Below are 23,400 nucleotides of genomic sequence, written 5' to 3' on the forward strand. Positions count from 1 at the left end.
CGGTGAGTTCAGTGCTCACCGGGACCGAGCTCGATGCTCGGGTCGAACAGCATCATGTGGGGGCCGGCGGGACCCCTGGTGGTGGCCCGCTCGACATCGGTGAAGCTCACCCATGCGCTCCCGTCGGGGTCCGATGCCGTGAGCTCCCCCGACGTCGCCGCCTCGAACAGCCAGATCCCGTAATCGCTGTTGCGCGGCTCACCGAAGTCGGGGTCGTTGTCCCACGGCGTCAGCAACGAGTTCGAGACGTACAGGCGGCTATCGTCCGGGCTCAGGCGCAGCATGTTGGGATGCGGCACGGCCACGGTCGAGCGGAGCTGCGGCTGGAGCGGGTCGCTGATGTCGAACCGCTGCACGGTGTTGCCGAACCAGTTCGACACGTACAGCGACATGCCGTCGTAGGACACGAGCAGGTCGACCGGTAGCTCCAAGCCGTCGTCGGTTCCGAGCACCTCCTGGAACTCGAAGTCTCCGTCTGCGTCGTCGTCGTGGGCGTACCAGACGGTGCTGGTGCCGGGCGTGTTGATGAACGCCCGCCGCACCCCTTCCCCTGGCAGGAAGCGCACTTCGAGGGCACCACTGTTGACGCCCAGGCTGGCGGTCTGGACGACGGTCTCGCTCTGCACGTCCCAGACCGCCACCTCGTCACCGAGGCATGTGGGCTCGATGCCGGCGGCGCAGAGCGCCGGTGACCCGAACGTCGTGCTGATCGCCACCTCGGCGTCGGGCGACATCGCGAAGTCGTACATGAAGGTCGGACCGGCAGTGCCCGCCTGCCGCTCCGGTCCGGGGCCGAAGTAGCCGACGAAGTCGCCCGTACGGTCGTCGATCTCGACGATGCCGCCGGGTTGGGTGGTGTCGTTGGCGGCACCGATCATCGGGGCCAACACCCTGCCGTGCATGGCCATGACGCCGTGGGGAACGGCGTAACCGCTGTCGGCGACGAGATCCTCGTTGACGGCGCCGAGCGTCATCGTCGATCCGTCGCTGCCGATGTCGAAGACGTGGATCCGGTTCGAGAAGAGCCCGGGCACGATGAGCCGGCTCTGATCGGCCGAGTAGCCGAAGTGGTGGAGCTCGTCGCCGACGTTCGGCATGTCGACCCGGTTGACGATCTGGCCGAAGTCGGGGTGTTGTGGGTCGGCGCCGATCACGGCGACGAAGTCGGGATCGTTCTCGCTCTGGGCGATCGTGCTGACGTAGAGAAAGCGCTCGTGTACGGGCTCGCCGTGCGCCGCCGCACGCTGCGTCGCTGCTGCGAGCGCAGCCGGGGCCAGGGCGACCGCTGCCAGCGCCAGGCGGATGGTGGATCGAGTGATGATCATCGTGTGACTCCTCCTTCGTTGCGGCCCCACCGCACGACCTCTCGGTCGATCGACCGATTCAACGAGATTGCACCGGTCCGCTCGATCCGTCAAGCGCTTATTTGGTGCTTGACGGGCCGATCGAGCGCGACCAGACTCGGGTCGGTCGAACGATCGAATCGGAGGCGGCAGAATGGAGACGTGCGTAGCCGAGGCTCGGCACCCGGACACGGCCGCGGTGATCCTCGACGCGGCGCGTCGCTGTCTGCTCGCCGAGGGCTACGCGGCCACGTCCACGCGCAAGGTGGCGAGCGAAGCCGGCGTCCCGCTGTCACAGGTGCACTACCACTTCGGCTCCAAGGGCGGGCTGATGCTCGCGGTGCTCGCGGCCGAGGACCGTCGGCGACTCGACCGTCAGTCGGCGATGTACTCGGCGGCTGAACCGCTGTGGAAGCGCTACGAGCAGGCGTGCGACTTCCTCGAGGACGACCTCGACTCGGGCTACGTGCGCGTGCTCCAGGAGATGATCGCCGCCGGGTGGTCCACGCCGGCGATCGCCGAGAAGGTGCGCGGGATGCAGCAAGGGTGGTTCGACCTGCTCACCGACGTTGCCTCGGAAGCGGCCGAGCGGCTCGGTGGGCTCGGCCCGTTCACACCTCGCGAGGTCGCGACCCTCATCGGCATCGCCTTCATCGGCGGCGAGGCCGAGATGCTGCTCGGCTTCGACCGGCAGCAGATGCCGGTTCGCGCCGCGCTGCGCCGCGTCGGCCAGATGATCCGCGCCCTCGAGGACCGAGCGTGAAGGCCCGTTCCGCCGACGAGTCCGGCGTCGTCGATCGGGACGGCGTGCGCATCCACTGGGACCGCTACGGCGACGGGCCGTCGACGATCCTGCTGCTGCCGACCTGGTCGATCATCCACTCCGAGTTCTGGAAGGCCCAGGTGGGCTACCTCGCTCGGCACCTGCGCGTCGTCACGTTCGACGGCCGCGGTTGCGGTCGTTCCGGCCGGCCGGCCGATCCGGCGGCGTACACCTGCGACGACTTCGCGCTCGACGCGGTCGCCGTGCTCGATGCAGCCGGCGTCGACCGGGCAGTCGCCGTCGGCTTGTCACTCGGAGCCGCGTACGGCGTGGCCCTCGCCGCCGAGCACCCACCTCGGGTGTCCGGACTGGTGGCGATCGGTCCCGGCCTGGCGCTCGCCCCCGGTCACGCCGAGCGCGACGTTCCATTCGACGAAGCGCTCGAGCGCAGCGACGGCTGGGCGAAGGACAACCTCTGGTACTGGCGGCGCGGTCCAGCCGAGTACCTCGACTTCCTCGAGTTCTTCGCCGCCCAGATGTACCCCGAGCCGCACTCGACGAAGGCGATCGAGGACTTCGTCGGCTGGGGCCTCGACGTCGAGCCCGAGACGCTGATCGCCGCCACGACCGGACTGGCTGCCGGACGGCCGGTGGCGCCCCGGTGCTCGCTCGTGCGCTGCCCTGTCCTCGTCGTGCACGGCGACGCCGACCGCATGGTGCCGCTCACCATCGGGCACCGGATGGCCGAGCTGACGGGCGGCCGCCTCGTCACCATCGCCGGTGGCGGACACGGGCCGATGCACCGCGATCCCGTCGTTGTCAACCGACTGATCAAGGACTTCGCCACATCGATCGAACCGGCGACCAGGCGACCCGCGCACCGCACATGGGTGCGCGCCGCCCAGCGCCCGCGTCGGGCGCTCTACCTCTCGTCGTCGATCGGTCTGGGGCACGTGCTGCGCGACGTCGCGATCGCCAACGAGTTGCGGCGTCTCCAGCCCGACCTGCAGATCGACTGGCTCGCTCAGCATCCCGTCACCAGCGTGCTCGTCGACCGGGGCGAGCACGTTCATCCGGCGTCGGCGTGGCTCGCCAACGAATCGGAGCACATGCAGTGCGAGGCGGACGGGGCGGACGAGCACGACCTTCACGTCTTCCAGGCGATCCGCAACATGGACGAGATCCTCGTCAACAACTTCATGGTCTTCAACGACGTGGTGACCGAGGGGCACTACGACGTCGTGATCGGCGACGAGGCGTGGGACGTCGACCACTTCCTCCACGAGAACCCCGAACTGAAGCACTTCGAGTTCGCCTGGATGACCGACTTCGTCGGCTGGCTCCCCATGCCCGACGGCGGTGAGCGGGAGTCGTTCCTCACCGCTGACTACAACGCCGAGATGATCGAGCAGCGCGCGCGGTACCGACGCCTGCGCGATCGCTCGATCTTCGTCGGCGACCCCGACGACATCGTGCCCGACACGTTCGGCCCCGGCTTACCGGCCATCCGCGAGTGGACCGAGGCAAACTTCGAGTTCGCCGGTTACATCACCGGGTTCGAGCAGATGCGGGTTGGCGATCGTGACGCTCTGCGTGACGAGCTCGGCTACCGATCGGACGAGCGCGTCTGCATCGTCACCGTTGGCGGCTCGGGAGTGGGTGGCGATCTCCTGCGCCGCGTGATCGACGCCATTCCGGCGACACGGCGACTCGTCGACGACGTGCGATTCGTGATCGTGTGCGGCCCGCGCATCGACCCGGCCTCGTTGCCGCGGCGCAAGGGAGTGTCGTACCGCTCGTACGTGCCGAACCTCCATCGGCACCTCGCCGCTTGCGACCTCGCCGTCGTGCAGGGCGGACTGACCACGTGCATGGAGCTGACGGCGCACCAACGACCGTTCGTCTACGTGCCGCTTCGCCACCACTTCGAGCAGAACTTCCACGTGCACCACCGGCTTCAGCGCTACGGAGCCGGGCGGCGTTGCGACTACGACGAGGCGTCCGACCCCGACGGGCTGGCCAAGGTGATCGCCGACGAGATCGGTCGGGAGGTCGACTACCTGCCCGTCGACACCTCGGGCGCAGCGCGTGCCGCGGCGTCGATCGCCGAACTGGTGGCCTGATCGTGCGGGCGCGGGCGCCGGATGCATCCGGATTCGTCAGGCGCGGCGACGTCGAGGTGTGGTGGGAACGGTTCGGGATCGGAGATCCGGCACTGTTGTTCATGGGCGCCGACACGATCGTCCACTCGCACATGTGGAAGGCGCAGCTGCCGTGGTTCTCCCGGCGGAATCTCGTGGTGGCGTTCGACCCGGTGGGCAACGGCCGCAGCAGTCGCAGCCTCGATCCAGCTGCCTACGCTGAGAGCGAGGTGCTCGCCTTCGCGCTCGCCGTGCTCGACGCCGCCGGCGTCGGGCAGGCGGTGGCCATCGGGGTCTGCACCGGCGCGGGACTCTCGCTCCAGCTCGCCGCCGGACGGCCCGACCGCGTGTGCGGCGTCGTCGCCATCAACCCCGGGATGCTGCTCGCCCCGATGCAGGAGCACCACGGATGGTCGACGTTCGACGACGTGCTCGCCGACGAGGACGGGTGGCACAAGGAGAACCGCCACTCGTGGGCGCGCGACTGGCCGGGCTACGCCCGCTTCTTCTTCGACCAGATGCTGCCGGAGCCGCACTCCACGAAACAGCACGAGGACGCGGTCGCCTGGGCCTGCTCCACGACCGCCGATGTGATGCTCGCCGGCGAGGAGTGCGGGGCGCCGACGCGTCGCGCTCCGGAGGAGGCGGCGGTGGAGCTGTGCCGCCAGGTCCGGTGCCCGGTCCTGGTGATCAACGGCGACCGCGACATGTGTCAGGACCCAGAGCGCAGCCGCCGCGTCGCCGAACTGACCGGTGGTGATCTCGTCGTGTTCGAAGGCTCCGGGCACCTGCCCCACGCGCGCGACCCGGTCCGCGTCAACCTCGAGATCGACGGCTTCCTGCGCCGGCTTGCGAGCCGTACTAATGGTCTGTCGTCGAGTTGGTGAGGTGGATCGCGCCGCTGGGCTCGTCGCTGGCAAGACGCGAGGACGAAGGATTACACCCAGTCCTTCGAGGACGAGCAACGCAGCCAGCGGCGGATCCAGCAAGCGAGACACCCTTAACAATCCGGCGACAGACCACTAGCTTGGGGTGATGGGCGCCGACCTGCCGGGGGGCACTGGGCTCGATCGACGTGCGGTCGCGTGGGGGCTCGTGGGCGTGGTCATCACCATGGCCGTCACGTTCGTCGGCTCGGACCGGCTGGTCTGGTTCGACGCCGCCCTGATCGGCTACCTGTACGGCGTCATCTTCATGGTGTTCGGCGTGATCTACCGCTACCGGGTGTGGGTCCGCCGGCCGCCGACGGCGATGCTCAACCGCCGCGGATGGGAGGCGTTCCGCCGGCGTCTCGGTCGCAACGTCGCAGCGGCGCCGAGGCTCGTCGCATCGAAGCTCGTCGGCCAGACCTTCATCCGTCATCGCTCGCGGTCGCGATGGGCGGCCCATCAGCTGGTGTTCTGGGGGTGCATCCTCGCCGCCGCAGTGACGTTCCCGCTGACGCTCGGCCTCCTGCACTTCGAGAGCGTGGGCCAGCGCGGGGACCGCTACCAGGTGTTCCTGTCCCGCGTGGGCACGATCGAGTTCGACGCCGAATCCGTGATCGGGTGGTTCATGTACCACGCCCTCGACGTCGCCGCCGTCCTCGTGCTCGCTGGCGTCTTCATCTTCCTCCATCGGCGTCTTCGTGAGCCCGGGGCGCTCGCCACCGAGCGCAGCGGCGACTTCCTCGCTCTGGTCGGGCTCTTCGCCGTCTCGGTCACCGGGCTGTTCCTCACCGTGTCCAGCCTCTGGCTCGACGGCCGGTTCTACGCCGCGCTGAGCACGATCCACGCCCTCACGGTGATCCTCGGGCTGATGTACCTGCCGTTCGGCAAGTTCTTCCACATCTTCCAGCGCCCGGCAAACGTCGGCGTGGCCTACTACAAGCAGGCCAACGAGGAGGGTGCCCAGGCCGTGTGCCGCCGATGCGGCAGGGAGTTCGCCGGGGTGCAGCACGTCGCCGATCTCCAGGTGGTGCTCGCCCAACTCGGCTTCGACTACGGGGCGGACGGCCAGGCCGGAGGTTCCGGCAGCGGCAGCTTTCAGGACACGTGCCCGCGCTGCCGGCGGGCTCAGGTCGCGCTGGCTCAATCGGCTCGGGTGAGCGGGTTCGGCTGATGGCGCGACTCCCGGTGACCGAGGCTGAGCTCGTCGCGCGCTACGGACCGCACCTCAACCAGGCACCGCCGGGCGGCTGGGAGTCCGAGGGCGAGTACGACCGCATCGTCGACACCCACTGCTGCTTCTGCGGTCAACAGTGCGGCATCAGGCTCAAGGTGCGCGACGACGAGGTGACCGGGTTCGAGCCTCGCTACGACTTCCCGTTCAACGAGGGCAAGCTCTGCCCCAAGGGCGTCAAGCGCTACCTCCAGGGCAGCCATCCCGACCGGCTCCTCACGCCGATGCGGCGCGACGAGTCGGCGCCCGGCGGCTTCCGCCCGATCGGCTGGGACGAGGCCCTCGACACCGTCGTCGGCGAGATCCGTCGCATCCAGGACCGCTACGGGCCCGACTCGTTCGCCATGCTGTCGGGCGTCTCGCTGACCAACGAGAAGAGCTACCTCATCGGCAAGTTCGCCCGCCTCGCCCTCGGCACCGCCAACCTCGACTACAACGGCCGCTACTGCATGGTGTCCGCCGGCGCCGGCAACAAGAAGGCACTCGGCATCGACCGCAACCCCAACCCGTGGAGCGACATCCCCCTCGCCGACGTGCTCTGGACCGCCGGCACCAACATCGCCGAGACGTTCCCCATCACCACGAGCTACATCTGGCGGGCCCGCGATCGCGGTGCCCGTCAGATCGTGCAGGACCCGCGAGTCGTCCCGCATGCCCGCACCGCCGATCTCTACCTGCCCGTCCGGCCGGGCACCGACTCGGCCCTGTTCGGCGCCGTGCTGCACCAGCTGATCCGTCACGACTGGCTCGACCACGAGTTCATCGAGCAGCACACCAACGGTTTCGACGAGGCCGCGGCGGCTGTCGCCGACATGACCCCGGCCTGGGCCTCGGGCATCACCGGCGTTCCCGCGGCCCGCATCGAACAGGCGGCCGAGTGGTGGGGCACGGCAGCAACCGGAATGCTCCTGCACGCGCGCGGCATCGAACAGCAGAGCAAGGGCACCGAGAACGTACTCGCCGCCATCAACCTCGGTCTCGCCACCGGCAAGTTCGGCAAGCCCGGCTGTGGCGTGTCGACGATCACCGGACAGGGCAACGGTCAAGGCGGGCGCGAGCACGGCCACAAGTGCGACCAGCTGCCCGGCAACCGAGACATCACCAACCCCGAGCACCGCGCCTACATCGCGTCGGTCTGGGGGTGCGATGTCGACGAGATCCCCGGCAAGGGCGTCCCCGCGCTGGCGATCATCGAGGCGATCCACGAGGGCCGGATCAAGGGACTCCTCACCATCTGCTTCAACCCGGTCGTGTCCTCGCCCGACACCGCGTTCACCCGTGAAGCGCTGAGCAAGCTCGAGTTCATGTCGACCATCGACTTCTTCCTCTCGGAGACGGCCGCGTACGCCGACATCGTGTTGGCCGGCTCACTGCACGAGGAGGACGAAGGCACCTCGACGAGCGGCGAGGGCCGGATCATCAAGATCAACGCCGCCGTCACTCCGCCCGGCGACGCTCGGCGCGACTGGGAGATCCTTCTCGACATCGCCCGCCGCCTCGGTCGCGGCAAGTACTTCGACTACGCCGGCACCCGCGACATCTTCGAGGAGCTCCGCGTCGCCTCGGCCGGCGGCACCGCCGACTACAGCGGCGCCACGTGGGAGCGCGTCGAGGCCGAGCAGGGGCTGTTCTGGCCGGTCACCGGCGACGGCCATCCGGGCACCCCGAGGCTGTACGAGGGCGGCCGGTTCGCCTTTCCCGACGGGCGCGCCCGGTTCAACGCCGTCCCCTACCGGCCCCCGGCCGAGGAGGTCGACGACGAGTACCCGATCTGGCTGACGACCGGGCGCGTGGTCAGCCAGTACCTCTCGGGCACCCAGACGCGCCGCATCGCCGCGCTGGTCGCCCAGTACCCCGAACCCCTCTGCGAGATGCACCCGCGGCTCGCCGACGGTCTCGGCATCGCCGACGGCGACCTCGTCACCGTGTCATCGCGGCGCGGATCGATCACCCTGCCGGCGCGCGTGGTCGCCACGATCCGCCCCGACACCGTCTTCATCCCCTACCACTGGGGCGGCGACCGCGCCGCCAACCAGCTGACCAACCGAGTGGTCGACCCCACGTCGTCGATGCCCGAGTTCAAGGTGGCTGCCGTGAACATCAGGCCGGCGGGTGGCCAGGCCGCCACCGTCGACGAACGCGACCTCGAGATCAGCGACGCCGGCGCGGCGATCAGAACGAGTGGACGACGGGAGGATCGGCAATGACCATCGCGAGGTACGGCATCGACGATCGGCCGATGTTCGTCATCGACCAGAGCCGCTGCATCGGCTGCGAAGCGTGCGTGCAGGCGTGCATGGAGTGCGGCACCCACCGCGGGCGGTCGCTCATCCACCTCGACACCATCGATCGCGCCGAGACCACGCAGACCGCACCGATGGTGTGCATGCACTGCGAGGACCCGACGTGTGCCCAGGTGTGCCCGGCCGACGCGATCAAACAGAACGAGGACGGCGTGGTGCAGTCGGCACTCAAACCCCGCTGCATCGGCTGCTCCAACTGCGTGCTGGCCTGTCCGTTCGGTGTGCCCAAGTACTACGCGCGCGTCGACCAGATGATGAAGTGCGACATGTGCACCGACCGCACGTCCGAGGGGCTGAAGCCGATGTGCGCGTCGGTGTGCCCGAGCGAGGCGCTGTGGTACGGCACCCTCGAGGAGTTCGAGGACCAGCGCACCGGTTCGCTCCTGCGCAACTTCCGATTCGGCCGGCAAGAGGTGCGGACCAAGGTGTTCACGGTCGTCGACGACCTCGATGCGGGACCCGTCGACGTGATGGGCCCGGCCCGGTCGTCGTGGCTCGACGACCCGTTCGGTCTCGAGGCGTCGGGGGACGAGACGTGAGCGGTGTGTGATGACCGAAGAAGTGAGGATCGACCCGCCGACGATGGGGAAGCCGGTCTGGCGGCGCGACTTCCCGTATGAGACAGCGGGCGAGGAAGAGGTCACGCGCCGGGAGTTCGCCCGGTATCTCGTGCTCGGCACCGGCGCCCTGGCCGTCGGCAACGTCGGCCTGGCCGCGTGGACACAGCTGCGCAGCATCAACACCGGTGATCCCCGGTCGATCGTGGCGCTCGCCGACGTCGCGGTCGGTGACACCCACCTGTTCCGCTACCCCTCCGACGCCGACCCGGCCGTGCTGTTGCGCGTCGACGACGAGACGGTGGTGGCCTTCAGCCAGAAGTGCACGCATCTCGGGTGTGTCGTGTACTACGAGGCCGATGCCGAGCGCTGGCACTGCCCCTGTCACGAGGGCAACTTCGAGGCGCTCGACGGCGCCGTCATCTCCGGCCCACCCACCCGACCTCTCGGACGCATCGACGTCGAGGTGCGCGACGACGGGATGATCTGGGCCCTCGGCCGAAGCGACGAGGACTAGCGGTCATGCGAACGTCGCCGAGCAGACACCGATCGTCGTCGGCCGTCGTCGTCTACGTGATCGTGCTGATGGCGATGCAGGTGTTCCTCGTCACCGTCGCCGCCGAGGCGTTCCTCGACGACGACGAGGGCCTGGCCTGGGCCACCGCAGCGGTGTCGGTGGTGCTGTTCGGCGGAGCCGCGGCCTTCCTCCGCCACCTCCGCCCGTGACGATCGACCCGCCCCCGGCGGACCGACCATCGCCGATCGCCACGCTCTTCCCCGGCTACTTCGCCCTGGTGATGTCCACGGGCATCGTCGCGGTCGCCGCGTCGCAGCAGGACATCGACTGGCTGGCCGAGATCCTCTACGTGATCGCCGTCGGTGCCTTCATGGCGCTGGTGGTGCTCCACGTGCTGCGGCTCGCCCGTCACTGGGATCGCTTCGTCGCCGACCTCACCGACCACGCCAAGGGGTTCTCGTTCCTCACCGCCGTCGCCGCCACCAACGTCGTGGCGGCGGCGTCGATCGTCGTCCACCAGTGGTGGGGACTGGCGTGGGGCCTGTGGTGGGCGAGCCTCGGGCTGTGGGCGGGTCTCCTCTACCCCACGCTCATCGCCGTGGTCATCGGGCGATCGAAGCCCGGCCTGGAGACCGGCATCAACGGCACGTGGTTCCTGCTCACGGTGTCGACCGAGTCGATCGCCGTCGTCGCCGGGTTGCTCCTCGCGCGCTCGGGGAGTGACGTGCTCGCCTTCGTCGCCCTCGCGGCGTTCGTCCTCGGCGGGGTGCTGTACGTGATCGTGATGACGATGGTGTTCCTGCGCTGGACGTTCCAGCCGCTCGACCCCGCCGAGGCCGACCCGCCGGCGTGGATCGCGGCCGGCGCCGTTGCCATCACCACCCTCGCCGGCTCCAACCTCCTGCTCGCCGCGCAGCAGGGTGTCGAACGCCTCGACCGCCTGTCGGCGGTGCTCGAGGCGGGCGCCGTCACCGCATGGGTCACGTCGACGTTCTGGTTCCCGCTGATGATCGCCATCGGCGTGTGGCGTCACATCGTGCGTCGCGTGCCGCTGCGGTACCACCCGAGCTTCTGGGCGATGGTGTTCCCGCTCGGCATGTACGGCGCGGCCACGTTCCGCATGCTCGCCGCCGTCGATCTCACCGACCTCGACTGGCTGCCGAAGCTGGTGCTGGCCGTCGCCCTGCTGGCCTGGGCCGTGACGTTCACGGGAATGCTCCGCCACCTCCTCGGGCGTGGCGGGAATGCCCCATCGGTTGATCGCCGGAGTCGGTAGCTTCCCCCGGATGCGTTCTCGCCGTTCCGCCTCCATCTTGTTGCTCACCGCCGGACTCGCAGTCGGTGCCGCCGCCTGCGGCGACGACTCCAATCAGGAGTCGGGCCCAGCGACCACCGAGGTCGCGGCGGTCGCCACCACCATCTCCGTCACGGACGCACCCGCCGAGCCGGCAACGACCACCGAGCCCGAGGCGACCAGCGAGCCCGCGACGACCAGCGGGCCGGGATCGACCGCGCCGGACACGACCACCGAGCCCGAGACAACCGCCGGGCCGGAGACGGCGGCGCCGGCCACCGACGACCCGAGCAACACCGAAGAGATGACCGAGACCGACACGACAGACGCCGACACGACCGACACCGACACGACCGACACCGACACGACCGACACCGACACGACCGACACCGACACGACCGACACCGACACGACCGACACTGGCACGACTGCGGTCGCCGACGTCTGCGACTTCGTGGGAGACGACGCGGCGTCGGAAGCCACCGGGCTGACGCTGACCGGCGCGACGGCGGACGGCAACGAGGTCCGCAGCGTGTGCACCTTCTCCCCCGCCGACAACGACGGCGTCGGCATCACGATCGGTCTGCAGAGCGGCAGCCGGTTCGACGACAAGGCCGAGATCTCCGAGGAGGCCGTCGGCCCCGGCGTCGAGGTCGACGATCTCGGCGACCAGGCGCTGTGGTTCTACGACGACGAGGAAGACCTCGGCGGGACCCTCGTCGCCGTCGGCGACCTGACGATCGACGTGACGATCCAAGGACTCGACGGCGAAGCCGCGACGCGCGACGCCGCCAACGCCCTCGCCGCCCTGGTGGTCGAGGGGCTCTGACCGACCAGCGCCGCCGCCGGCGGCCGGAAGTCACGTCGGGTCGAGGCGCCGTCTGCTTCCGTCCCGGGGAGGCCGGCGACCGACTCAGTCCTCGTCGACGACGTGGGCCTGGATGTGCGAGCCCTCGGCGTCGAGCCAGCCCTTGGAGGCGGCGTAGGCGACCATGCCGTCGAGCCCGCTGCGCCAGGTGCCGTCGGCCGGGCCGGCGGCCCGGAGCCGCGCGACGCTGATCATCACGTCTCCCGTCGCTGCGGGCCTGCCCCAGCCGTGCGTTGCCAGCACCGCGCCCACGTCGGCCCCATCACGCCGAACCACGTCGAACCGATCGAACTCGTGCGGACTCTCCAGCGTGACACCGTCGGTGCCGACCACGACATGCATGCCTCGACCCTATGCGCGATGAGCGATGAGGCCGCAGGACGGCCTCATCGCTCATCGCGGGCGGGTCAGCCCGGCTTGGGAGCGACGGCGATCATCGGGTCGGCAGCCGACACGGTGACCGTCGCCGTCGAGTCGGCGATCTCCTCGGCGAGGCTGCGCACCTCGCCTCGGAACGAGCGCTCCGAGTCCGGCTCGATCTCGAGGAACTCGGTCGGCAGACCGATCTCGTCGAGCAGAGCGATGAACGGCTCGGGGTCGAGCTCCTCGACGTTGACCATCGTCTTGGCATCCCACGTGCCGTCGGCGATCAGCAGGGCGGCGGCCACCGGCGGTACGCCGGCCGTGTAGCTGATGCCCTGCGACTCGACCTCGGCGTACGCGGCGGCGTGGTCCGAGACCTGATAGATGAACAGCTCGCGCCGCTCACCGTCCTTGGTGCCGGCGACGATGTCGCCGATGCACGTCTTGCCGGTGTAGTTCGGCGCCAGGCTCTGCGGGTCGGGAAGCACCGCCTTGACCATCTGCAATGGAACGCCCTCGCCGCCGCCCGGCAGGGGGACCGGCTCGTGATTGAGCAGCCCGAGCGTGCGCAGGACGGTGAAGACGTTGATGTAGTGGTCGCCGAACCCCATCCAGAAGCGGATACTGCGGGCGTCGATGTTCTTGAACAGCGAGTGCAACTCGTCGTGGCCGTTCAGGTACACGGGCTGCTCGCCGACCACCGGGAAGTCGAACGTGCGCTTGACCGTGTGCGTCGGAAACTCCTGCCACTGCCGGTCGATCCATGTCCACACCTTGACGAACTCGCGGAAGTTGATCTCGGGATCGAAGTTGGTGGCGAAGTACCGACCGTGACGCCCGGCGTTGACGTCGAGGATGTCGATCGTGTCGATCGTGTCGAAGTACTTCTTCTGCGCCAGCGCGGCATAGGCGTTCACCACACCGGGGTCGAAGCCGGCGCCGAGGATGGCCGTGACGCCGGCCTCGGCGCACCGCTCGCGCTTGGGCCACTCGTAGTTCTCGTACCACGGCGGGTCCTCGCACACCTCGTCGGGATCCTCGTGGATCGCCGTGTCGATGTAGGCGGCACCCGTCTCGAGACAGGCGTCGAGCACGGACATGTTGACGAACGCCGAACCGAGGTTGACGACGATCTGCGAGTTCGTCTCGCGGATCAGCGCGGCGGTCGCCGCCACGTCGAGGGCATCGAGCTGGCGCGCATGAAGCAGGCGCGACTCGTCGGCCACGTGGCCCATTCGCTTGACGCTGTCGATGATGGCGTCGCACTTCGACTTCGTGCGCGAGGCGATGCAGATGTCGCCGAGCACGTCGTTGTGCATCGCCGCCTTGTGCGCCGCCACGTGGGCGACGCCTCCAGCGCCGATGATCAGCACGTTCTGCTTCACGGATTCCCTCCTCACAGGGGTTGACGGCCGGCGGTGCCGGCCCGGGGGTTGGCGGCCGCGACGGGAGTCACGACAGCGTTCGTTTGAAGTCCTCGTAGGTGAACTGGCGGACGACGTCGATCGCGCCGTCGAGGCGCCTGACAACGATCGACGGCATGCGGAGACCGTTGAACCACGTCGCCTTGACCATCGTGTACCCGGCGGCGTCGGCGAAGCGCACCTCGTCGCCCACGCGCAGTGGGGTCGCCAGGCGGTGCTCGCCGAACTCGTCGCCCGCCAGGCACGTCCTGCCGGCGATCGTCACGAGGTGGTCGCCGTCCGCCGGCTCGGCCACTCGCGGGCGGGTGCCGTAGATGAGGTGATCGAGCATGTGCGCCTCGAGCGAGGCGTCGACCACGGCGATGGTGGCGTCGTTGTGGACGACGTCGAGCACCGTCGTGACCAGCTCGGCGCACGCCGTGATCGCCGCTTCTCCGGGCTCGAGGTAGATCTGCACGCCGTGGCGCTCGCCGATACGGCGGAGCAAGTCGACGAACAGGTCGCGTGGATAGTCCTCGGCGGTGAACGCGATGCCGCCGCCGAGGCTCACCCAATCGAGCCGGTCGAGCAGCCATCCGTACCGGTCGGCGATCACGCCGACAGCCGCCGCGAGGGCGGCGAAGTCGTCGTTCTCACAGTTGAAGTGGAACATCGCCCCGTCGATCAGCGGGGCGACCTCCCGGAGTTCGGCGTCGTCGACCACGCCGAGGCGCGAGTGCGGGCGCGCCGGATCGGCGAGGTCGAAGTGCGAGTAGCTGACCCCAGGGTTGACCCGCAGTCCGACGGGCACGTCACCGACAGCGGCGCGGTGGGCGCGCAGCTGGGCGACGGAGTTGAAGATGACCTTGTCGGCGATCCCGCTGACGGCGGCGATCTCGTCGCTGTCCCAGGCGACGCTGTAGGCGTGCACCTCTTTGCCCGAACCGGGCCCGCCGAACTCCTCGTGACCGAGGCGCGCTTCGTAGTACGAGCTGCTCGTGGTTCCGTCGAGGTAGCGGCTCATCAGGTCGAAAACGCCCCAGGTGGAGAAGCACTTGAGCGCCAGGACCGACCGGGCGCCCGACTCCTCCCGGACGCGAGCGATCACCTCGAGGTTCCGTTCCAGTCGACACTCGTCGATCAGGTAGTAGGGCGTGCGGATGCCCCGGGAAGCACTGGAGGATTCGACCACAAGGAACGTGCGACGCTATCAGCGCCTTGCGTCGTCACGGCGTCGTCCCGGTGGCGCGCGACCGACGAACGGCCGAACGTCACGCGGCGCCGGCGGGGCAGCCGGCGTCGGGCGATGCGAAGCAGCCGACGAGGTGCCCCGGCTCGATCTCGACGAGAGCCCTCGACTCCGGCGCGGCGGCCGCGTGCACCGGGCAGCCGTCGGGGGCGTGGCCGCCCTCGTCCGGCTCGTCGGACCACTTCCGGTCGAGCCGTGGGACGGACGCGACGAGCCGGCGGCTGTAGGGGTGCTGCGGGTTGCCGAGCACCCGGTCGGTCGGGCCGAGCTCGACCACGCGGCCGAGGTGCATGATCATCGTGCGTTCGCTGATGTAGTTGCCGAGCGCCAGGTCGTGGGTGACGAAGAGGACGCCGAGCCCTTTGGCCTTGAGGTCGGCGAGCAGGTTGAGCACGTCGATGCGCGTCGACGCGTCGAGCATGCTGATGATCTCGTCGGCCACCAGCAGCTGGACCTCGAGCAGCAGGGCGCGGGCGATGAGCATGCGCTGGAGCTGTCCCCCCGACAACTGGTGCGGGTATTTGCCGAGCACCTGCCGGGGGTCGAGCCGCACGTCGGCCAGGGCACGCTCCACCCTGGTGTCCCACTCCGCCGTCGGGAGACGGCGGAAGTACTGACCGCGCACCATCGAGAACACCCGATCGGCCCGGAAGACGGGGTTGTACGTGCTGAAGGGGTCCTGGAACACACCCTGTACGCGGCGGTAGTACTCCTTCAGCTCGCCGCCCCGCCACGACGAGATGTCGGTCCCGTCAACGGTGATCCTCCCCTCGCTCACCGGCAGCAGGCGCAACACCATCCGCCCGATGGTGGACTTGCCGCTGCCGCTCTCGCCGATGATCGACAGCACCTCGCCGGGGGCGAGACCGAACGAGACGTCCGCCACGGCGACCTTCTCGGCCCGTCCGAACGCGCCCAGCCGGAACCGTTTCCACACGTGTTCGACCGCCAGCATCACACCACCTTCCAACATGCCACCGAGTGTCCTGGGCCGACCTCGACGAACGGAGGCTCCTTCTCGCACTCGGCAGTGGCCAGCGGGCAGCGGTCACGGAAGCGGCATCCCGGAGCCGGATCGATCAGCATGGGTGGGCTGCCGGCGATGCCCTGCAGTCGTGCGTCCGCGTACCGAGCACCCACCTCCGGCAACGACGACACGAGCAGCTTGGTGTACGGGTGCCGGGGGGCGTTCACCACGGTGTCGGCCGATGCCTTCTCGGCGAGCTTGCCGGCATACATCACCAGGATCGTGTCGGCGATCTGGTACACGAGCGAGAGGTCGTGGGTCACGACGATCATCGACCTCACGTAGCCCCGGTCGCGGAACTCCACGAGCATCGACGCCACCGCCCGCTGCGTCGACACGTCGAGCGCGGACGTCACCTCGTCGGCGATCAGCAGCGACGGATCGAGCAACGTCGACACGACCAGCACCATGCGCTGCTTCATGCCGCCCGACAGCTCGAACGGGTACCGCTTGAGCACCCCGGCCGGTAACCCGACGAGCTCGAGCCGCCGCAGCAGTTCGTGGGAGTAGTCCCCGTAACGGAGTCCCCGAGCATCCAGCAGATCGCGGATGAGATGGCCGATGCGCCGGATCGGGTTGAGGGCGCTCATCGCATACTGCGGGACGACGGAGATCTCACCGAAGCGAAAGCGGTTCATCGCCGCGTCGTCGCCGATCGGCAGCTCGACGCCATCGAGCTCGGCACGGCCGCCGATGTACTGCATCCGACCATCCAGGCGGATGAGGCTCTTGCCGAGCGTCGATTTCCCCGAGCCCGACTCGCCGGCGAGCCCCATGATCTCGCCGTCGTCGACGCCGAACGTCACGCCGTCGAGCGCCTTCACCGCGCCCGACGTCGTGCGGTAGTGCACCCGCAGGTCGTCGACGTTCAGGGCCATCGCGGTCCGGTCCTCACTTCTCGCGCAGCTTGGGGTTGAACACCTCGTCGAGGCCGACGTTCATCACGTACGCCGCGCCGACGATGGCGGCGATGCCGGCGCCGGGCGGGACGAACCACCACCACATGCCGAGCGTCTGAGCGCTCCACGACACCGCCTCGTTGAGCATCCAGCCGAGCGACACCGTGTTCGCCGGCCCGAGCCCCAGGAAGTCGAGCGTGGCGGCGAACAGCACGGCGCCACCGAACGAGAGGATGAACACCAGCAGCAGGTACGAGCTCATGTTGGGCGCGATCTCGCGACGCACGATCTGCATCGGGCGCATGCCGGTGAGACGGGCGAGGTCGACGAAGTCGCGCGTTCGCAACGACAACGTCTGGGCGCGCACCGCCCTCGCCACCCACGGCCAGTTGAACAGGCCGATGACCACCGACTGGACGAGCAACGAGTTGATGCCGAGGTAGGCCGAGATCACGATCAGCACGACGAAGACGGGCAGGACCAGCACCACGTTGGTCAGCATGTTGAGCAGCTCGTCGACGAGACCGCCCCGGTATCCGGCGACGAAGCCGATCGCCATGCCGACCAGCGCGCCGATTCCCCCGGCCACCACGCCGACGGCGAAGCTCGCCCGCAGGCCGTTGGCGAACATCACGAAGACGTCCTGACCGAACATCGTCGTGCCGAACCAGTACTCGCCGGACGGGCGTTGGGCGGTCGGCCCGACGAAGTCGCGCGGATCGTCGTCGGTGAACAGCGGCGACACGAGACCGAGCACGAGCAACGAGAGGATCACGAGCGCTCCCCCGAGCACCTTCTTGTTCCTCAACCCGAAATACAAGGTCTCCTTCATTGCGTTCCCCCTTGGAGTCCGGTGCGGGTGCGGGGGTCGACGATCACGTAGGCGATGTCGATGAGGAAGTTGGCGATCAGGACCCCGATCACCACGAAGAGGAGCACGCCCTGGAGGAGGAAGAAGTCCGAGCGCTGGATCGCCTGGAGGATGAGGTAGCCGAGCCCGGGATAGGCGAACACCACCTCGGTCACGATGTTGCCGGCGACGATCACGCCGAGCTGCAGGGCGAGCCCGGTCAGCTGGGGCAGGAGTGAGTTCCTGAAGGCGTATCGACGCACGAGGCGGTTCGGCGCACCGAGGGCGTACAGGTAGTTGGCGTAGTCGGTCTCGAGCTCGTAGATCACCAGGTTGCGCATACCGATCGCCCAGCCGCCGACCAGGACGAGGAACAACGACAAGAAGGGCAGGAACCAGTGCGACAGCACGCTGCCGACGAACATCCACGACCATTGCGGCACGAGCGTCTGGTCGTAGCCGAAGGCGGTCGGGAAGGCGCCCCACACCACGCCGAGCGCCCACGACAGCAGGATCGCCATCCACACGTACGGCGTGGCCGTCAACAGGTACGACAGGGGCAAGACGGTGTTGTCGAGCGAGCGCCGCCGGGCGGCCGCCGCGCCGAGCTTGTTGCCGACGTACCAGCTGAGCAGGATCGCCGGCAGGAGCAGGCCGATGGAGTACGGCAAGGCCGCGGTGATCAGCTCGCCGACCGGCTTCGGGAAGGCGAAGACGCTGATGCCGAAGTTCCCCTGGAACAGCTCGCCCCAGTAGTTGAGGTACTGCCGCCACAACGGGAGGTCGAAGCCGAAGACGCGGTTGTAGTACTCCTCCATGGCACGGAACGACTCGGCCTGCTGCACGCCCCCCTGGCGGGCCACCATCGAGCTGATCGGGTCGCCGGGCATCAGCCGTGGGATCAACCACGACAGCGTGACGGCGACGACGAACGTCACGGCGTAGATCATCGCCTTGCGGCGGAAGTAGCGGCCCACGCGGCTCCTCGGCTTCGGGTCTCGACGTCCGGACGACGATGCGGCGGCCCACGGTCCCCTGACGCGCCGCGCCCGGGGGCGCGACGCGTCGGGGGGGACCGCCGATCGGTCAGCTCACCGGCTCCACCTGGGTGAGCCAGTAGATGGCCCCCTTCTCCCAGAAGTTGCTCCAGGTGGTCGGGAACGGCGCACCGTCACCCGTGGGCCAGTTGGTCCAGTGCTCGTTGCTCACCTGCGACCAGAGGCCGTTGTACCACATCGGAATCGCCGGCATCTCGGTGAGGGCGATCTCCTGGAGTCGCGACAGGGGCTCCTGGATCGCCGGGTCCGTCACCGCCGTGCGGCCGAGCAACTGGGTCAGCTCCCAGGCCTCGTCGTTGGTGTACCGCGCGAAGTTGGCGTTCGACTGCGTGTCCTGCACCGGCAGTCGGAACAGGTAGTCGTAGTACGTCCACGGCGTGTTCTGGAGGTCGTTCCAGTTGTTCATCACGAGATCGAAGTCGCCGCTGTTGCGCCGCTCGTCCACCTCCTGGGACGACGGTGTCTCGGACTCCACCCGGATCCCGGCCTGCGCCGCGCTGTCGGCGATCACCTGGGCCGCCTGGTTCCAATCGGTCCAACCGGCCGGCGTGATGAGGCTCAGCGAGATCGCCTCGCCCTCGGGTGTCTCGACGAACCCGTCACCGTCCGTGTCGACGTAGCCGGCCGCCTCGAGCTCGGCCGCCGCCGCCTCGGGGTCGAACGAGAAGCCGTTGGCGGCGACGACATCGGCGTCGACGAACCGGTCCCACGACGGGAGCAGTCCCGTCGGGTTGGCGGGACGGACGATCCCGCCGTACACGTTCGACGCGATCAGCTCGGTGTCGATCGACCCGGCGAGGGCCCGCCGGAACGCGGCATCGTCGAGCGGCGGCGTGTTCGTGTTGGGGATCAGCATCGCCGTGTTGGCCGAGAGCATGTACGGCTCTTCGGGGTAGAAGGTGGTGATGCCGAAGTCGCCGTTGACGAGCTGCTGGATCCCGGGCAGGAAGTTGTTGCTCATGTCGACGTCACCGCGCGAGATCAGGCCGAGGGCCACCTCGTTGCTGGGATTCACCAGGTCGATGATGTAACGCGGCTTCATCTCGAGGCCGAGGGCCTCGATGCCCCACCAGTCGTCGTTGCGCTCCCAGACCATGCGGGTCTCGGTGGTGCTGTGGTACCGGTAGGCGCCCGAGCCGATCGGATTGTCGCTGTTGGCGTACGTGCCGAGCTCGTCGAGCGGGATGTCGGCCCACAGGTGCTGGGGAACGATCTGGTTGGAGGTGAGGAAGTTGTCCCACTCGCCGGCACGCGGGTCGGAGAACGTGAACACGACCGTGGTGTCGTCCACGGCCTCGACGGACTCGAGGTAGGTCCACACGTTGGTGAACTTGACGGCCTCCTCGTGGCCGAGCTCGAGGGTGAACGCCACGTCGGCCGCCGTGAGCGGCTCCCCGTCCTGCCACGTGAGGCCGGCTCGCAGCTTCAGTTCGTACGTGTCCTCGGCGGTCCATGAACCGCTCTCGGCCAGCCACGGCTCGAGCTCGAGCGTCCACGGGTTGAACAGGAACAAGGTCTCGTAGAGGAGACCGCGTACGCCCATCGCCTGGCCACCGCCCTGCAGCGGGTTCCAGGACGAGGGCGGACCCCATTGGGTGCCGCTGGTGATCAACGACTCGTTGCGAGGGAACTGGCCGTCGGCCGACTGCGGCGACGCCGACGACGCGGTGGTGACACCGCTGATCGTGGTGGCGGCGACGAGCACCGACGCGACGAGGAGGGAGCGGCGCCGGGCCGGGCGCCGGGGAGCGGAAGAAGTGACTGCGGCCGTCCGGCCGCGGATCCGTAGCATGATCTGGTTCTCCTTGGATGCTGGCTGGTTGATTGGTTGGCGATCCGGGAGTCCGGGTCGGGGAGTTGCCGCTCCCCGACCCCCCGAACCGGTGGTCGGCGCCTGTGTGTTGATGTGGTGGTGCGGGATGCTGATGCGGTGTGATGGTGCGGGGCCTCCTACGGTGGATGCCCCGGCCGGTCGGACGACTGCGCGACGATCAGTTCCGGATCGATCACGATGCGCCCCTTGGGCGGCGAGCCGTCGATGCGGGCGACGAGCTCGTCGACGGCAGCGGTGGCGATCTCTCCGAACGGCTGACGCACGGACGTGACGGTGATCTCCACCACGTCGGCGTCGCTGGCCGTGCCGTCGAAGCCGACCACGGCGACGTCGTCGGGCACGGCCAGACCGGCGTGGGTCAGCGCCTTGATCACGCCCAGCGCCATCTCGTCGTTGGCGGCCACCACGCCGTCGGGGCGTTGGCGCCCTCGCATCGTGGCGATGCGCTCGCCCGCCTTGACTCCGCTGACGCGGCCGAAGTCTCCCTCGATGACCAGCCGCTCGTCGAGTCGGACGCGCCGCCGGTCATGCGCAGCGCGGAACCCGGCCAGACGCAGCTGGGCGTCCACCCGTTCGAGCGGTCCGGTGACGGTGGCCAACCGCCGGCACCCCTGGTCGAAGAGGTGCTCGGTGAGCCGCACGCTGGCGAGCTCGTTCTCGACGTCGACGACGTCGACGTCGGTCCGGGTCGGGTGACTCCCGATGAGCACGGTGGGGAGCTCGGCGTTGAGCAGCTCCTCGACCCACCCCTCGCCGGCGGCGACGGCGCTGACGATGACCCCGTCGATCAGCCCGTCGCGCAGGATGTGGCGGACGGCGCGTCCGGGACCCTCACCGTCGAGGATCAGCATCAGCCCCTGGTCGGCCTCGGTGGCCGCCCGGGCGACGGCGTGGATCATCGCCGCGCCGTAGGGATCGACGCGGAGGTCGGCGCTCGGGATCACGAGACCGATCACCGACGACCGGCCGGTCGCCAGGTTGCGGGCTGCCCGGTTGGGGCGATAGCCGAGCGAGGCGGCGAGGTGGGTCACGCGTTCGCGGATCTCGGGGCGTACCCCGGCCCGCTGGTTGAGGGCGCGCGACGCGGACGCCCGTGAGACGCCTGCGAGGCGAGCGAGGTCATCGAGCGTGACCGCGGATCCCCCGTCCGATTGACCTTCTCCCACTGGCACGATCTCCCCCTGCGCGCTTGTGTTGGAAGCGGTTTCACGGTAGACCATGCGCTGACCGGAGGTCAACGGTCCGGTCACTCTTTGCTGTCGACCTGGGGGAACGCGTCGACGCAGCACCGGAAAGGACGATCACGACATGACCTCAGCGAGTACCAGTGCAATCGCTTCCACCCGACCAGGAACTCGCCGCTTCCCGGCCACGTTCCGCTGGGGATCGGCGACGTCGGCCTACCAGATCGAGGGCGCGGTCGCCGCCGACGGGCGCGGGGAGAGCATCTGGGACCGCTTCTGCGCCACGCCCGGCGCGATCGCCGACGGGTCCAGCGGCGCCGAGGCCTGCGACCACTACCGCCGCTGGGCCGACGACATCGCGCTGATGCGCGACCTCGGGCTGCAGGCGTACCGGTTCTCGATCGCGTGGCCGCGGATCGTCCCGGACGGTGTCGGCGCGATCAACCAGCGTGGGCTCGATTTCTACGAACGTCTCGTCGACGGGTTGCTGGCCGCGGGCATCGAGCCGGCGCCGACGCTCTATCACTGGGATCTGCCCCAAGCGCTGCAGGACCGCGGCGGCTGGACCGTGCGGGCGACCGCCGAGGCCTTCGCCGACTACGCCTCCGTGGTGCTCGAACGTCTCGGCGACCGGGTGCCGCGGTGGATGACGCTCAACGAGCCTTTCGTGTCGGCCAACCACGGCTACGTCACGGGCGAGCACGCTCCCGGGATCCGCGACGAGCGGGCCGGCCTGGCCGCGGCGCACCACCTGCTCGTCGGTCACGGGTTGGCGCTGGGACGTATCCGCGACCTGGCCCCCACGGCCCAGGCCGGCATCGTGCTCAACTTCACGCCGGTCGTGCCCGCCAGCGACGAGCCGGCCGACGTCGCGGCAGCCGAGCTCGTCGACGGGGTGGAGAACCGGTGGTACGTCGAGCCGCTCGCCGGCCTCGGCTACCCCGCCGACACCCGGGAGCGGTTGGGCTGGGACGGCGGCGAGATCCTCGACGGCGACCTCGAGCTCATCGCCGGGCGGATCGACGCCCTCGGCGTGAACTTCTACTCGCGCAGCGTCGCCAGCGCCGACCGGGAGGCGACCGACGAACGCGCCGTCCCGCGCACGTCGATGGGCTGGGAGATCCACCCGCCGTCGCTCGGCGGCCTGCTCCGCCGGCTGCACGAGCACTATGGCTTCTCCCGCTACGTGATCACGGAGAACGGCGCGGCGATGCCCGACGAGGAGCGTTCCGACGACGGTCGCGTCGCCGACCACGACCGTATCCGCTACGTCGCCGCCCATCTCGCCGAGGTGCACGACGCCATCGGCGAGGGCATCCCCGTGGAGGGGTACTTCGTCTGGTCGCTGCTCGACAACTTCGAGTGGGCCCACGGGTACGGGCCACGGTTCGGGCTCGTCGAGGTCGAGCCGGGGAGCCTGCGGCGCGTCCCCAAGGCGAGTGCCGAGTGGTACCGCGAGGTGTGTCACACCGGAGTCGTCGCCGACCCCCTCTGATCCCACTCGCCCCGCCGACGAAAATCTGGGGCGGGATCGTGCCATCTCACGATCTGGGGCGGGATCGTGACGGAATTCGTCACGATCCCGCC

At 69.1% G+C, this 23,400-nt stretch carries 21 protein-coding genes; 11 read left to right on the top strand and 10 right to left on the bottom strand.

The genetic code is table 11. The features are described from left to right. Positions 1-8: 8 nt before the first annotated feature. Positions 9-1,325, bottom strand: a complete 1,317-nt coding sequence (locus tag DN771_RS09145) for a selenium-binding protein SBP56-related protein (protein WP_116997065.1) — start codon at positions 1,323-1,325, stop codon at positions 9-11. Between the two features lie 172 nt (positions 1,326-1,497). Between DN771_RS09145 and DN771_RS09150 the strand changes: the two genes are divergently transcribed. From DN771_RS09150 to DN771_RS29415, 10 genes are all read left to right on the top strand, one after another. Then, positions 1,498-2,106: a TetR/AcrR family transcriptional regulator gene (locus tag DN771_RS09150; RefSeq protein WP_116997066.1), complete on the top strand. Its 609-nt coding sequence runs from the start codon at positions 1,498-1,500 to the stop codon at positions 2,104-2,106. Beyond that, positions 2,103-4,229 (top strand): alpha/beta fold hydrolase, encoded by a 2,127-nt coding sequence (locus DN771_RS09155; protein ID WP_116997067.1) that lies wholly within the window; start codon positions 2,103-2,105, stop codon positions 4,227-4,229. The genes DN771_RS09150 and DN771_RS09155 overlap by 4 nt, the downstream gene beginning before the upstream one ends. A 2-nt stretch (positions 4,230-4,231) precedes the next feature. After that, positions 4,232-5,134, top strand: coding sequence for an alpha/beta fold hydrolase (locus DN771_RS09160; RefSeq protein ID WP_116997068.1), 903 nt, complete (start codon positions 4,232-4,234; stop codon positions 5,132-5,134). Positions 5,135-5,282: 148 nt separating this feature from the next. Then, entirely contained in the window at positions 5,283-6,347 is a 1,065-nt protein-coding gene (locus DN771_RS09165) for an MFS transporter (RefSeq protein ID WP_116997069.1), read from the top strand. Further along, positions 6,347-8,614 (top strand): molybdopterin oxidoreductase family protein, encoded by a 2,268-nt coding sequence (locus DN771_RS09170; protein ID WP_116997070.1) that lies wholly within the window; start codon positions 6,347-6,349, stop codon positions 8,612-8,614. The genes DN771_RS09165 and DN771_RS09170 overlap by 1 nt, the downstream gene beginning before the upstream one ends. After that, positions 8,611-9,249 carry a 4Fe-4S dicluster domain-containing protein gene (locus tag DN771_RS09175; protein ID WP_227462296.1) on the top strand — a complete coding sequence of 213 codons (639 nt, stop codon included), beginning with the start codon at positions 8,611-8,613 and terminating at the stop codon, positions 9,247-9,249. The genes DN771_RS09170 and DN771_RS09175 overlap by 4 nt, the downstream gene beginning before the upstream one ends. Before the next feature lie 10 nt (positions 9,250-9,259). Beyond that, a complete protein-coding gene (locus DN771_RS09180; protein ID WP_116997071.1) occupies positions 9,260-9,784 on the top strand; it encodes a ubiquinol-cytochrome c reductase iron-sulfur subunit in 525 nt (174 codons plus the stop codon). 5 nt (positions 9,785-9,789) lie between these two features. Beyond that, the gene (locus DN771_RS09185) at positions 9,790-9,993 is read left to right on the top strand and encodes a DUF6755 family protein (protein WP_116997072.1); all 204 of its coding nucleotides are present in this window, start codon (positions 9,790-9,792) and stop codon (positions 9,991-9,993) included. Further along, positions 9,990-11,060: a tellurite resistance/C4-dicarboxylate transporter family protein gene (locus tag DN771_RS09190; protein ID WP_116997073.1), complete on the top strand. Its 1,071-nt coding sequence runs from the start codon at positions 9,990-9,992 to the stop codon at positions 11,058-11,060. The genes DN771_RS09185 and DN771_RS09190 overlap by 4 nt, the downstream gene beginning before the upstream one ends. A gap of 10 nt (positions 11,061-11,070) precedes the next feature. After that, positions 11,071-11,907, top strand: a complete 837-nt coding sequence (locus tag DN771_RS29415; RefSeq protein WP_162941731.1) for a hypothetical protein — start codon at positions 11,071-11,073, stop codon at positions 11,905-11,907. Positions 11,908-11,991: 84 nt separating this feature from the next. On the opposite strand, the gene DN771_RS09200 is transcribed toward DN771_RS29415, so the two are convergent. The 9 genes from DN771_RS09200 to DN771_RS09240 all read right to left on the bottom strand — a co-directional run bounded on the left by DN771_RS09200 (position 11,992) and on the right by DN771_RS09240 (position 21,801). Then, positions 11,992-12,288: a hypothetical protein gene (locus tag DN771_RS09200; RefSeq protein WP_116997075.1), complete on the bottom strand. Its 297-nt coding sequence runs from the start codon at positions 12,286-12,288 to the stop codon at positions 11,992-11,994. Positions 12,289-12,353: 65 nt separating this feature from the next. Then, complete coding sequence (locus tag DN771_RS09205; protein WP_116997076.1) at positions 12,354-13,694, bottom strand: saccharopine dehydrogenase family protein; 1,341 nt, start codon at positions 13,692-13,694, stop codon at positions 12,354-12,356. A gap of 67 nt (positions 13,695-13,761) precedes the next feature. Continuing rightward, positions 13,762-14,904, bottom strand: a complete 1,143-nt coding sequence (locus DN771_RS09210) for a carboxynorspermidine decarboxylase (protein ID WP_205528499.1) — start codon at positions 14,902-14,904, stop codon at positions 13,762-13,764. A 79-nt stretch (positions 14,905-14,983) separates the two neighbouring features. Next, positions 14,984-15,916, bottom strand: coding sequence for an ABC transporter ATP-binding protein (locus tag DN771_RS09215; RefSeq protein WP_116997077.1), 933 nt, complete (start codon positions 15,914-15,916; stop codon positions 14,984-14,986). Beyond that, positions 15,916-16,866: an ABC transporter ATP-binding protein gene (locus DN771_RS09220; RefSeq protein ID WP_116997078.1), complete on the bottom strand. Its 951-nt coding sequence runs from the start codon at positions 16,864-16,866 to the stop codon at positions 15,916-15,918. Before DN771_RS09220 ends, DN771_RS09215 begins: the two co-directional genes overlap by 1 nt. A gap of 13 nt (positions 16,867-16,879) precedes the next feature. Next, complete coding sequence (locus DN771_RS09225; protein ID WP_116997079.1) at positions 16,880-17,719, bottom strand: ABC transporter permease; 840 nt, start codon at positions 17,717-17,719, stop codon at positions 16,880-16,882. Then, positions 17,716-18,714 carry an ABC transporter permease gene (locus tag DN771_RS09230; protein WP_116997080.1) on the bottom strand — a complete coding sequence of 333 codons (999 nt, stop codon included), beginning with the start codon at positions 18,712-18,714 and terminating at the stop codon, positions 17,716-17,718. Before DN771_RS09230 ends, DN771_RS09225 begins: the two co-directional genes overlap by 4 nt. A gap of 109 nt (positions 18,715-18,823) precedes the next feature. Next, complete coding sequence (locus tag DN771_RS09235; protein ID WP_116997081.1) at positions 18,824-20,587, bottom strand: ABC transporter substrate-binding protein; 1,764 nt, start codon at positions 20,585-20,587, stop codon at positions 18,824-18,826. 158 nt (positions 20,588-20,745) lie between these two features. After that, positions 20,746-21,801 carry a LacI family DNA-binding transcriptional regulator gene (locus DN771_RS09240; protein WP_205528500.1) on the bottom strand — a complete coding sequence of 352 codons (1,056 nt, stop codon included), beginning with the start codon at positions 21,799-21,801 and terminating at the stop codon, positions 20,746-20,748. A gap of 136 nt (positions 21,802-21,937) precedes the next feature. Here DN771_RS09240 and DN771_RS09245 point away from each other — a divergent pair, with 136 nt between their 5' ends. After that, complete coding sequence (locus DN771_RS09245; RefSeq protein WP_116997083.1) at positions 21,938-23,308, top strand: GH1 family beta-glucosidase; 1,371 nt, start codon at positions 21,938-21,940, stop codon at positions 23,306-23,308. The last annotated feature ends 92 nt before the right edge of the window (positions 23,309-23,400 follow it).

The organism is Desertimonas flava (genome assembly GCF_003426815.1).
GTDB classification, from domain to species: domain Bacteria; phylum Actinomycetota; class Acidimicrobiia; order Acidimicrobiales; family Ilumatobacteraceae; genus Desertimonas; species Desertimonas flava.